The sequence below is a fragment of the Desertivirga arenae genome, assembly GCF_017355785.1.
GTDB lineage: Bacteria > Bacteroidota > Bacteroidia > Sphingobacteriales > Sphingobacteriaceae > Desertivirga > Desertivirga arenae.
The window spans coordinates 673,747-686,524 of record NZ_JAFEWE010000001.1 but is presented as its reverse complement, the minus strand read 5'-3'; the positions used below and the strand labels follow the sequence as shown (position 1 = coordinate 686,524).

8 protein-coding genes are annotated in these 12,778 nt (G+C 42.5%); all 8 read left to right on the top strand.

Annotation, left to right across the window (positions count from 1 at the left end):
* Positions 1–19 precede the first annotated feature (19 nt).
* The 8 genes from J4N24_RS02750 (at position 20) to fucP (ending at position 12,752) form a co-directional block, all read left to right on the top strand.
* Complete coding sequence (locus J4N24_RS02750) at positions 20–760, top strand: hypothetical protein (RefSeq protein WP_207532097.1); 741 nt, start codon at positions 20–22, stop codon at positions 758–760.
* Positions 761–773: 13 nt separating this feature from the next.
* Positions 774–2,378 carry a DUF5008 domain-containing protein gene (locus J4N24_RS02745; protein WP_207532096.1) on the top strand — a complete coding sequence of 535 codons (1,605 nt, stop codon included), beginning with the start codon at positions 774–776 and terminating at the stop codon, positions 2,376–2,378.
* A 29-nt stretch (positions 2,379–2,407) separates the two neighbouring features.
* The gene (locus J4N24_RS02740; RefSeq protein ID WP_207532095.1) at positions 2,408–4,147 is read left to right on the top strand and encodes an alkaline phosphatase family protein; all 1,740 of its coding nucleotides are present in this window, start codon (positions 2,408–2,410) and stop codon (positions 4,145–4,147) included.
* Between the two features lie 59 nt (positions 4,148–4,206).
* On the top strand, positions 4,207–5,625 hold the full coding sequence (locus J4N24_RS02735) for a PA14 domain-containing protein (protein ID WP_207532094.1): 1,419 nt from the start codon (positions 4,207–4,209) through the stop codon (positions 5,623–5,625).
* 79 nt (positions 5,626–5,704) lie between these two features.
* Positions 5,705–6,577, top strand: coding sequence for a PKD domain-containing protein (locus J4N24_RS02730; RefSeq protein ID WP_207532093.1), 873 nt, complete (start codon positions 5,705–5,707; stop codon positions 6,575–6,577).
* 71 nt (positions 6,578–6,648) lie between these two features.
* Positions 6,649–8,949 carry a GH92 family glycosyl hydrolase gene (locus tag J4N24_RS02725; protein ID WP_207532092.1) on the top strand — a complete coding sequence of 767 codons (2,301 nt, stop codon included), beginning with the start codon at positions 6,649–6,651 and terminating at the stop codon, positions 8,947–8,949.
* 116 nt (positions 8,950–9,065) lie between these two features.
* On the top strand, positions 9,066–11,351 hold the full coding sequence (locus tag J4N24_RS02720; RefSeq protein WP_207532359.1) for a GH92 family glycosyl hydrolase: 2,286 nt from the start codon (positions 9,066–9,068) through the stop codon (positions 11,349–11,351).
* A 138-nt stretch (positions 11,352–11,489) separates the two neighbouring features.
* Positions 11,490–12,752, top strand: coding sequence for an L-fucose:H+ symporter permease (gene fucP / locus J4N24_RS02715; RefSeq protein WP_207532358.1), 1,263 nt, complete (start codon positions 11,490–11,492; stop codon positions 12,750–12,752).
* The last annotated feature ends 26 nt before the right edge of the window (positions 12,753–12,778 follow it).

Below are 12,778 nucleotides of genomic sequence, written 5' to 3'. Positions count from 1 at the left end.
ACCTTTTATGATAAAAAGTATGAAAAATTTAGCTTTTATTTTTTCTCTGTTATTTGCTTTAACCGCATGTAAGCAGGATGATTACTATATAGATGGAGGAAAGGCTATTGCAGAATTCGACGGCGACATGCTGCAATACCTCGAATCAAAGCCGGTGCCCTTTGACACCATCGCTCAAATTGTGAAACTTGCGGGACTAGAAAGTACTTTCAGGAACGAAAACCTCACTTTTTTTGCTCCTAATGATACCTGGATCAGAGATCTGATTGGAACACGAGTTAGTCCATTAGGTGATACGACCTACATCAATTTAAATGCAAATTTGAAATTCAGAAATCTGGAGCCTATCCGAAAGCTTTCGGACATCGACTCGGTGATTTGGCGTAAATATTTGCAACGCCACATGTTCAGGGACGCTTACAAGCTCAAAGACTACCCTCAGATCGACTTTGTTCAAAAGAATATGTTCCCTGGTCAGTTATTTCATTCTTACGACAAGTCTCTTTTTAATATTGGCGTGGAGTACGGTGATGCAAATGGGGTTAAGTACTTAGGGTACAGGCAGCTTACCATCTCCTATGTTCCTGATGCCTCCCGCCCTGACGACGATTGGAGAACAGTGAGGACCTCGTCTACGGATATACAGCCAAAGAATGGAATAGTCCACACCTTGCGCAACGAGGAATTCTTCGGATTTGACTTTGTCGAGTTTTTAGAAGAAGTTTCTTTAACCCGTAACAATACAAGTTCAACTAAATAGAGGAGGGAATTTTATGAGAAAAATATATTATATATTGTCGGTTATTTCCTTTGCATCGTTAATATTTACCGGGTGTAAGAAAGAGGACGAAACCTTTGAAGATCCTTATGAAGGAGCCAAAGAACCTTTGGGAATCACATTAAACAGGGAGATCCTGCCTAGTCCGGCAAATGGGGATACCGGAGCAGAAGTTACAATTCCTGTAAAAGGATTATTAGCCTACAAAGATCAGGTACATTTCCAGTTTAATGGGGTTGATGCTCAAATCGTCTCCATTACAGAATCATCTGTAAAAGTGAAAGTTCCCGAAAATGCGAGTTCAGGGGTAACCTCTCTTGTTGTAAAAGACCAGATCGTTATAGGCCCTTATTTTAAGGTTAATGGCTTAGTCAATATCGATCCAACTTTCGTTGCTGTTGCCGGAGCTAATCGAAATATTAATCAGTTTTATAAAATGCCGGATGGCAGGAATATTCTTGTTGGTGCTTTTACAGATTATGATAATAAAGGTTTACTAAGTCCGCTTAATAGAATCATCAAAATCTCTGATGATGGGGTGCTTGACCGTTCCTTCAGAACAGGTAGAGCTGCCAACGGTGATCTGTCTTCTATCATCGAAATGGGTGGCAAATTCATTGTGGCTGGAGCCTTCAATGGATATGGCCAACAGGGAAGCATAAGCAATATTACTTCAGTGAATTCTAATGGAAGTGTAGATACCGCCCAGTATGATACCTATTTGAAAAAGATAACTGGAGTTATTAAGTTTTTCCCCCGCTTTAATGGCGGTACAGATGCCCCAATTCGCCGCCTTTATACTTTTAACAACAAGGCTATAGCGACCGGTAACTTCAGGTATTATGTAAAGCGTATTTACAGCGAGCCAAATTATTTACAAACGCGCGACTCTATCATTCTTGATAGTACAGAAGTAAGGCAAATTGTTCGTCTTTCTGCAGATGGTTCTCTCGATAAGAGCTATCGTTTTGACCAGTCAGGGAAAGCCTTTACGGGTGCAAACGGTTACATCGATTCCTACATGCATACTACTGGCCCTCTGGCTGGTAAGTTGGTCATTTTTGGTAAGTTCTCACGGTTCGATGGTCAGGTGGTAAATAACATAGTTCGTTTAAATGCGGATGGAACTATCGACGGAAGTTTTACGGCTGGTAGCGGCACTGATAACAACATAGCTTCTTTGACTTATAATGAATCAACGGGTAAGTATTTCATTACAGGTAGCTTCAGGACCTATAGTGGACATGTGTCGGCGGGAATTGCTATGCTTAATTCAAATGGTTCGCCTGATAATACGTTCACAGCCAAAGAGATCTCCGGGGGGTATGCCAGTTTCGCCAAGCAGCTGAGCAACGGTCTAATCGTCGTGTCAGGAGGCTTTAAAACCTATAGTGGCATTTCAAGAAGTGGATTCATGATTCTTAACCCTAATGGAACTTTGGCTGACAGGTATAACAATACCGGACGCTTTTCGGGTTATCTGAATGATGTAATTGAAATGAAGAATGCAGATCAGAAGAACACCCTGCTACTGATAGGTGGTTTCGGTCGTTTTGACAATCAGGAGGTTAGCAACATAACCCGGGTAACCATAGAATAAATTAAACCAATTGTAATTGACTAATTAATATGAAAAAAGGTCTGTTAATATGCCTCGGTGCTTTCTTGCTGCTGGGGCTCAGCATAACATCCTGTAATAAAGATTTTGAACGAATAATCGCGGAAAGAGATTATCAGGACACAGCCACTATAGCTTATGGGAATCCTAAGGTCCTCTATATTATTGCTGATGGCGCCAGGGGGGTGTCTGTACGCGATGCCAATACTCCTAACATTAAATCTTTGTTGCCTAATGCTATTTATTCATGGGTTTCATTAGCTAACCCGGATCTTACGACAGAAGTAAATAACTGGGCAGATATGCTGACAGGAGTGAGGAAAGAGAAGCATGGGGTTACTGATCTTGATTTTACAAATGATCATCTTGATAAGTTTCCTCTTGTATTTGATCTGGTAAAACAGGAGAATCCGCAGGTTAAAACCGTTGCCTTTTCTTCTTCCGAAGTATTTAATACAAATTTCACTCACGGTACGAATGCTCATTCCTTACTAAAAACTGATGAAGAAGTAAAAGCTGGCGTAGTTAACAACCTGAAAACCGATTCAGCATCTTTTGTTGTTGCCCATTTCACAGAAATTGATAAAGCCGGAGATCAATATGGTTCCGATAATTCAATTCCTCAATATAAAGCAGCGATCGAAAAGTTTGATGGCCAGGTGGGTGAAATTCTTACCGCTTTAAGGAGCAGGCCAAAATACAAGGACGAGAATTGGTTGGTGGTGATAACTTCCAGTACCGGTGGAGCTTTTACTCTACCCGCAAATCAAAACGATAATACGGTGTTCAGTAATACAGCTGCGAATACATTTATCATTTACTATGCTTCTAAGTACGTTCAAAAAGGAATTTCCAAGCCCTACACCGGTAATCGCTTTGTTGGTAATTCAGTAAGGCTGTTTGGCAGGGAAGGTGGTGTACATGCAAATGTTCCTTCAAATGAAAGTACAGAAGAGCTTTATAATTTTCAGGATACTGCTGGTTTTACTATAGAATTAAAAATTAAAAAGAATGATCCCCGGAAGGACGGTAGTTACCGTCAGAACTATCCTTCTGTACTGGGTAAGATGAATGAATGGTCCGGCAATCACCCGATTGACAACGAGAAGGGATGGTGCATCTTCCTGGAAGAAACCTTTTGGCAGATCTACCTGCGCGGAGACAATGGCGACCGTCGCGGTCAGCAGCGTGGGCAGGATCTTGGTAAAGGTACCTGGAACCATATCGCTGCAAAGCTTGAAAAGAGAAATAACAGGAGATATATCCGCACTTATACAGACGGCGTGTACTTTGGTTCTGAGATGGACGTAACCGATTGGGGGAATTTTAAGACCGGTGCACCTCTTACACTTGGTTTCATTCCAGGTAATGGTCATGGTGAATGTGATGTGCAGGTAGCGGATATCCGGATCTGGAGAACTTCTCTTCCGGATGCGGTTATTAAAAATTATGCATGCGAAACTGCTGTGGATGAAACCCATCCTTATTATAAATATCTGGCTGGCTACTGGCCTGTATTAGATGCGAAAGGTGGTGAAATTAAGGATCTTAGTCCTCTCGAAAATCACTTCAAATTAAGCGGAAGTTATGAGTGGAAAAGCTTTAATGATCTGATCTGCTCGCCTTCTACTGCGGCCTTGTCTAACATGGTTCCCCAGAATGCCGACATTCCAGCTCAAATTATCAGTTGGTTCCGCATACCGCGTAAAGCTATATGGCAGCTTGATGGAAGGGTTTGGCTGGATCAATAATGTGTTTTGGTTTGATTTAATTAAGATGTGCTTTTAACAGCAAAGTAAGACAATTAATTATGATACAATTAGTAAAGAAAATACTGCTGGCGGGCGTAATGGCTGTTGCAATTGCCGGATGTAAAGAAGAGGAACTGGAAAATTTCGATTCTGTTTCAGCCACGGGACGGGTCGTCTCAGCTGATGGTGCAAATGTTGCATCAATGACCAAAGATGACGATCTCGTAATGGTACCTATTAGGGTGAAACTGTCCGGACCTGCAGGTAAAGCTTTTCAGATCAGTATTGAAGCTACATCCGATACTCTAAATAAGCTTGTCGCAAATAATACACTGCAAAATACAGTAGTGATGCCCTCAAATGCATTAGAATATCCTAACGTCATTAATGTGGCATATGGAACGGATTCTGCAACAGTATTGGTAGGGTTTAAAATGACCGGAATTGAGCAATACTTTCCTAGAAAGGTTGCTGCTGCTTTTAAACTCACAAATGCAGGTAAGGGAAATTCAATAGATGCTTCGAAGTCAACTATAATAGCAGTGATTGATACCAGGGATGTCACCAGATTAGAAGATATCCACTATTTATCAATTGCTAACCATGGAGGTTCTGTTTTCGAAATTGGTCGTGGTACAGAATACGCAGTAACAAGTGCCGGAATCACTATTCCATTAGGTGTAAATTTGGGAGGTGTTGCTGGTAAACCTTTCTCTGTAAAAGCTTTTAGTAATGTGGATACCGTAAGGCAGCTCATAGCTACAGATCCAAGGTTTAGTAACGCAATTTTTCTGCCGGATTACGAGCTGGATTCAAATATTAATTTCAAGTCCAATATTAATACCGCTAGTCTATCTGTTAGAATTCCCTGGAGAGTTTTCGATGCGAATATGGCGGCAAATAAAAAGCTTGCATTGGCTGTTAAACTTAGAAATCCTTCCAGACATGTCCTGCATCCAACCAATAATTATGTGATCCTGCTTTTGGATCCTTCCATCAACCTGGATAATAACTCCTTTATTGTTGGGGATGGAACTGGATTAAGAGCTGAATACTTTAAAGATAATCAGCAGCTCGATTTTGATGGGCGCCAACCAACCTTAAGGCGAATTGATGCAACGATAGATTTCGGAGGAGATTGGGTAGGTAGTGCAGGAATGTTTGATAACTATTCATCCAGATGGAAGGGTGAGTTCTTGGCGCCGGTTAGAGGTCTCTATACTTTTTACCAGACTGATTGGGATGATGGTTCTCGATTATTTATAAATGGAGTTGCTATCATTGATGATTTTACAGATCGTTGGGATCTGCCGACCAGGAAAGCAACGATTTTCCTTGAAAGAGGAGTACGTTATACAATTGAGGCTCATCACCGGGAAAATGTGGGGGGCCAACAGGCAAGGTTAAAGTATGAAGTACCTTCTGCGGGAATTGGAAGGCAAGTCATTCCTCAAACCCAATTATTTCCTGCTCCGTAATCAAATAGTCCTATCCGGGGAATAGAGAGGTGTTCTTTAACTTCCATCTCTATTCTCTCAATTAAAACTGGTAAAAGAAATGAAAACTAAAAATATTTTCCTGGCAGTCCTGCTTTTAATGTCAGCGGGATTAACAATGTGTAAAAAGGATAGTGGTTCTACTGCCGTGGTAGAAGAAGAACCTGTGGTATACCCCATCGCAGATTTTACCTGGGAGGTCTCTCCAACAGATCCGCAAAAGATCACGTTCAAGAGCAAGTCGCTTAACTACACAAGTCTTTACTGGCAGTTGGGAGACGATAGCCTTGCAACCAGCGACTCTTTAGTCCATACCTATAAAAAATGGGGTAGGTTTAGAATAATCCTCACAGCCAGAAATGATAAAGGACTTTCTTCAAAAAAAGAAGTACCTATTTATCTGAGAAATCCTGTATTCAGTGCAGATTCAGTTGGAGAGAACTATATCCTTACCAAAGGAGGACAACTGACTGTGTCTAAAGAAAATGGTGCCGGACCCAGTGGTGGTGAAGGGTCGTTGAAAGCGATAGATGGAAATCCCTTCACCAAATTCCTTGCAGGAGGACTAAATTTATCATCCACACCTTTAGTTCTAACATTTCAATTTGCTGAACCGATCGTAGCAAAAGCATACACATTTATCTCTGGTAATGATGCTCCAGACCGCGATCCAAAATCTTGGACTTTCGAAGGATCGAATGATGGTGTTAACTGGACAGTATTGGATACAAAAACAAATTTCATGTGGGAGGCTCGCCCTGATCTTGGTGAACCTGTTACTGATCCTGCTACCTCACCCCGTCAACGACGCCGTATTTTCCATATTACGTCCAACGCTACTGCATATACCTATTACAGGACTCAGATTACTGCTAACAGGGGATCTGATGCTGTTCAATTCTCGGAATGGACCATCAATGCAAGTCAGCCTTAAAAATAATACAGCAGGTTGCCTTTAAGCGGCCTGCTTTTTCCGCTTTTAGCTTTCGTGTAAACGAAGAAATTATGAAGATTTACTACTATACTTTACTATTGTTCCTATCAAGTCTGCAAGTTAGCGCAGACACTCCTTATTTGGTTAAATATGTGAATACTCTGCAGGGCACCAATTCAAAGCATGAAATAACCCGGGGGAATACTTATCCAACTACTGCTCTTCCTTTTGGCATGAACACCTGGAGCCCACAAACAGGCCGAAACGGCGACGGTTGGAAATATCAATATGAGAAAAAGACGATCCGGGGATTTCAGCAAGCCCACCAATGCAGCTCATGGAGCAATGACTATGCTGTTTTCTCGCTGATGCCGGTTTTAAACTTAGAGGTGAATGAAGATAAAAGGGCTTCCGAATTCAGTCACCAGAACGAAACTGCCAAGCCGCATTATTACCAGGTGAAGTTTGAGAATGGCATTAACACTGAAATCTCACCAACAGAAAGAGGCGCACATATCAGATTCACCTTCCCTGAAGAAGAAAATTCTTTTGTGCTACTAGATGGCTATACCAAAATGAGTATGGTGAAGATCTTTCCAAAAGAGCGTAAGATAATAGGCTGGGTTAACAATGGTCATTACGTTCCTGGAAATTTCAGAAACTTCTTTGTAATTGTTTTCGACAAGCCATTTAAAAGCTACGGTACCTGGGAGAATAGAAAGAACTCAATTTCGAAATCCCAGGAGTCGGCAGAAGGAGAAGGAGCCGGTGCCTATATCCAGTTTAAAGATGGGGAGCAGGTACAGGCTAAGGTAGTTTCATCATACATAAGTACAGAACAGGCAGAACTTACCCTAACGCGGGAGTTGGGTAAATACAGAAGACTGGAGGATACAAAGGTTGCCGCTGAAGCAGTTTGGAACAAGCATCTTAACAGGATTCTGGTTGAAGGCGGTTCTGAGGATGATAAAGCTACTTTCTACTCATGCTTTTTCCGCGCGAGTTTATTCTCACGCCAATTCTTCGAATACGACAAAAATGGCCAACCATATTATTATAGTGCATATGATGGTAAGATCCATAAGGGCTATATGTATACAGATACCGGTTTCTGGGATACTTTCAGGGCACAGTTTCCGCTTACTGCAATTTTGCATCCCACCATGCAGGGCCGGTATATGCAGGCCATGCTTGACGCGAAAGACCAATGCGGATGGTTACCTTCCTGGTCTTTTCCGGGTGAAGGTGGCAGTATGATTGGGAATCATGCCATTTCCTTGCTTACAGATGCCTGGGTAAAGGGAATTAGAACCTTTGATCCTCAGAAAGCGCTTGAGGCTTACTATCACGAAGCAACTAATAAAGGTCCATGGGGACCTGCTAATGGCCGTCACGGCTGGAAAGAGTATTACCAGTTGGGTTATGTTCCTTATCCTGAATATGGCGAGGCAACGGCTAAAACTCTGGAGTATGCCTATGACGATTTTTGTGGCTATCAATTGGCTAAGGAAACCGGTAATAAATTTTACCAGGACGTATTCGCGCGTCAGATGTATAATTATAAGAACGTATATGATCCATCCAGCAGCTTTATGCGGGGTCGGAATTCCAGGGGCGATTGGCAGGCTAACTTTGATCCTACAGAATGGGGAGGGCCGTTTACAGAGGGTAGCGCCTGGCACTGGGTATGGTCTGTCTTCCATGATGTTAAGGGACTGATCAATCTGATGAAAGGCGAAGCCAACTTCAACGCAAAGTTAGACTCTGTTTTTTCTCATCGAGGAGATTTTAAGGTAGGTACTTATGGTGGTTTGATCCATGAAATGACGGAAATGAAGATGGCGAATATGGGGCAGTATGCTCATGGCAATCAGCCTATTCAGCACATGGTGTACCTTTACAATTACTCCGGGCAGCCCTGGAAAGCTCAGTATCATGCAAGGAATGTAATGAAGAAGTTATATAATGCTACTGAGAATGGCTATCCCGGCGACGAAGATCAGGGACAGACATCTTCCTGGTATGTACTAAGTGCCTTAGGATTCTACAGCGTATGTCCGGGTACAGATGAATATGTGATTGGAAGTCCGGTGTTCAATAAAACTACGATCACTCTTGAAAATGGTAAGAAGTTTATTATTGACGCTACCAATAATTCTGCGGAGAATGTATATATCCAATCGGCGACCTTAAATGGCAAGGTTTATAACCAGAATTATATCCGCTACTCCGATCTGATCAATGGAGGAACCCTGAAATTCAGCATGAGCGATAAGCCGGCAACGACAAGAGGCTTGAGCGAGCATGACAAGCCGTTTTCGGTATCTGCGCCCCGGGCTTTTAAGGCTGAAACAGCTTCGGCTTCTAAATAGTATAATTTATTTGTAAGCGGTCGTACTCAATTGATCAAAAGTTCTTGTCCTACATAGAAGCAATAATCTCTCTCCTTTTAAAAGGAGAATTTAAAAACACATACTTAGATAAAATGATGATTCGCAGTTTTTTAAGCGCTGTTTTAATGGCCGGTGCAACTGTTGTACAGGCGCAGATGGTTGAAAAGGTAACCGATCCTGTCGAATGGGTTAACCCTTTAATGGGAACTGATTCTAAACCCAGTTTGTCCAACGGAAACACTTATCCTGCCGTAGGTGTGCCATGGGGGATGAACTTATGGTCGCCCCAGACTGGAAAAATGGGAGATGGATGGATGTACAGTTATTCGGCCGACAAGATCCGGGGGTTTAAACAAACTCACCAGCCCTCTCCGTGGATGAATGATTACGGTCAGTTCTCTATAATGCCCGTAACCGGTAAATTGAAGTTTAACGAGGAGAGTAGGGCCAGTTGGTTTTCCCATAAGGCCGAAGTTTCAAAGCCATATTACTACAGCGTGTTCCTGGCGGATGCCGATGTGACAACAGAGCTCACGCCTACAGAAAGGGCTGCGCAATTCCGTTTTACATTCCCCAAATCAGATAGTTCATTTATTGTAATTGATGCATTTGATAAAGGCTCTTACGTTAAAGTGATCCCGGCTGAAAGAAAGATCGTAGGTTATTCTACTAAGTTCAGCAGAGGTCCGCTTCCAGATTTTAAAAATTACTTTGTTATCTATCTCGACAAACCTTTCACTGTTGCCTATACCACTAACGGTGATAAATTACAGGCAGCAACAGAGCTTACGGCCGACCATGCGGGTGCCGTTATTGGTTTGAAGACTGAAAAAGGAGAGAAGGTTCATTTAAAAGTGGCAACCTCCTTTATAAGTTTAGATCAGGCAGAGCTTAATCTAAAGAAGGAAGTTGGTTCTGATGCCTTCGATGTAACCATGCGCAAAGCCAAAACTGCATGGAACGATAAATTAAATCGTATAGTGGTAGAAGGTGGTTCAGTGGACCAAACCAGAACTTTCTATTCCTGCTTATACCGCACCCTGTTTTTCCCAAACAAAATGTATGAGCTTGATGCTGCCGGCCAACCTATTCACTACAGTGCCCAGAATGGAAAGGTATTACCAGGATTTAAGTTTGCTGGTACTGGCTTCTGGGATACATTCAGAGCTCTTTATCCTTTCCTGAACCTGGTTTACCCTTCAATAAATAAGGAAATGCAGCAGGGGCTGATCAACGATTACAAAGAAGGTGGCTGGTTGCCTGAATGGTCAAGTCCTGGTTATGCAGATATTATGATTGGTAACAACTCTGCTTCGGTGGTCGCTGATGCTTATATAAAAGGCCTTCGTGGTTACGATATCAATAAGTTGTATGAAGCTTTGATCCATGGTGCAAATAACGAAGGTCCTATGACGGCTGTTGGCCGCAAAGGAGTACAATACTATAATGACCTTGGCTATGTTCCTTATGACGTCGGGATCAATGAGAATGCAGCCCGTACACTTGAGTATGCTTACGATGATTTTGCCATATACCAATTGGGAAAAGCATTGAACAGACCAAAAGCCGAAACTGATCTCTATGCTAAGCGGAGTCTTAACTATCGTAACCTTTTTGATCCGGCTACTGGTTTGATGCGGGGGAAAAACAAGGATGGTCGTTTCCAGTCACCATTCAATCCATTGAAATGGGGTGATGCCTTCACCGAAGGAAATAGCTGGCACTACTCCTGGTCAGTTTTTCATGACGTGGAAGGCCTGATCAATTTGATGGGTGGAAGAAGGAAGTTTGCTGATAAGTTGGACTCTGTATTTACACTCCCTCCAACATTCGACGATTCATACTATGGCGGGGTTATCCACGAAATCCGTGAGATGCAGATAGCAGACATGGGTCAGTACGCGCATGGGAATCAACCTATTCAGCATATGATCTATTTATACAACTATGCGGGGCAGCCTTGGAAGACACAGCAAAGGGTACGTGAGGCGATGAACAAGCTTTACAAACCCACGCCGGATGGTTATTGCGGAGATGAGGACAACGGTCAAACCTCAGCCTGGTATGTGTTCTCTGCCATGGGTTTTTACCCCGTTACTCCTGCTGTAAATCAATATGTTCTGGGTGCTCCCCTGTTTAAAAAAGTTAACCTGAAGTTGGAAAACGGAAAAACATTCACCATCTCAGCCCCTGAAAATTCTTCAGCTAATAAATATGTGGAAAATATAAGCTTGAAAGGTCAGCCATACGGTAAGAACTGGATTGGCCACGACGCCATATTACAGGGCGGACAGATGTTGTTCAAGATGAGGAATGTTCCTGCTTTGAACAGAGGAACACAGCCCTCAGATTCACCATATTCTTTGTCTTTAAACCGGTAGAAGAAAAAGATAAAGCTCCTGTTTGCCTCTCCATCTGAGAGGTAAACTTTTATAGCATGCTTACCCCACGTCACTTATTCCGCTTGAAGGAAAGGAATTGAAATAATACCGCAAAGATCAATATCAGTATAAATGGAAATGACAGAAATTCAGGCACCTGTAGTTAGTGGTGAGTTGAGAGAGCCAGCCGGTGCCGAATTCACGGAAAGGAAATATTCTATAGTACTCGCCTTTGTTACTTCTCTGTTTCTATGTTGGGGAGTAGCTATAACTATGGGAGATGTGCTGAATAAACATTTTCAGCACACTTTGAACCTTAGTAAATCCCAGTCGGCCTTCATTCAGTTCGCTATTTTTGGTGCCTATTTCGTGATGGGTATTCCAGCCGGACTGTTTATGAAAAAGTTCGGCTATAAGAAAGGCGTATTACTGGGACTATCACTATTCGCGCTTGGTTCATTTTTATTTGTACCAGCAGCTAACACGGCTTCATTTGCCTTTTTTGGAATTGCTTTGTTCGTACTTGGATGTGGTTTATCAACACTTGAAACGGTAGCTCATCCTTTTGTTGCTTCCCTGGGAGACCAGCAAACAAGTGATCAGAGATTAAATTTCGCACAGTCCTTCAATGCCTTAGGAGCTATTGTCGGTCCGGCTATAGGCTCCTACTTCCTTTTACGAAATAACGTAAAAGGAGGCACAGATCTAACATCGGTTAAAGATCTTTATCTTGTAATTGGCGGTATTATTGCGTTGATAGCCATTGCCTTCTCCTTTGTAAAAGTTCCTCCCCTGATTGCACCGACCGGAGTCCTAAGAGAAACCGCTCATGAAGAGATCCGGCCCTGTAAAAAGCTCTTCCAGTACTCGCATTTTAAGTGGGCAGCTGTTGCCCAGTTTTTTAATGTTGCGGCACAAAGCGGAACCTGGGCCTTTTTCATTAATTACGGTCACGAAGTGATGAAATTGCCAGAAGCAATAGCTGGGAGCTACATGTCGATATTTATGGCAATGATGTTAACGGGTAGGTTTATCGGAACTTTCCTTATAAGGGTTGTTCGCCCCCATACCTTGCTGGCTATTTTTGCTTTCGCCAATATCCTGATGTGCCTGATTGTAGCACAGGGCCTTGGATGGGTATCCTATTTGGCATTGTTCGCCATCAATTTTTTCTTTAGTATCATGTTCCCTACCATCTTTAGTCTGGGTCTTAAAAGCCTCGGTACGCATACTCCGCAGGCATCTTCTTTTATTTCAATGGGAGTTGTTGGAGGAGCTGTGTTTCCCCTGCTCATGGGTAGGGTTGCAGATAGCGTGGGAGTGGCCAACTCGTATTACCTCCCGATAATTTGCTATGGAGTTATCCTCCTTTTCGGACTTAAATTTTATAAGGTCAAATAGGCCGAATGCCGTGGTGCTTTAAAATA

Coding starts and splice junctions, on each gene's coding strand:
- J4N24_RS02735 (WP_207532094.1), top strand. CDS start 4,207: ATGATACAATTAGTAAAGAAAATACTGCTGGCGGGCGTAATGGCTGTT.
- fucP (WP_207532358.1), top strand. CDS start 11,490: ATGACAGAAATTCAGGCACCTGTAGTTAGTGGTGAGTTGAGAGAGCCA.
- J4N24_RS02720 (WP_207532359.1), top strand. CDS start 9,066: ATGATTCGCAGTTTTTTAAGCGCTGTTTTAATGGCCGGTGCAACTGTT.
- J4N24_RS02750 (WP_207532097.1), top strand. CDS start 20: ATGAAAAATTTAGCTTTTATTTTTTCTCTGTTATTTGCTTTAACCGCA.
- J4N24_RS02730 (WP_207532093.1), top strand. CDS start 5,705: ATGAAAACTAAAAATATTTTCCTGGCAGTCCTGCTTTTAATGTCAGCG.
- J4N24_RS02740 (WP_207532095.1), top strand. CDS start 2,408: ATGAAAAAAGGTCTGTTAATATGCCTCGGTGCTTTCTTGCTGCTGGGG.
- J4N24_RS02745 (WP_207532096.1), top strand. CDS start 774: ATGAGAAAAATATATTATATATTGTCGGTTATTTCCTTTGCATCGTTA.
- J4N24_RS02725 (WP_207532092.1), top strand. CDS start 6,649: ATGAAGATTTACTACTATACTTTACTATTGTTCCTATCAAGTCTGCAA.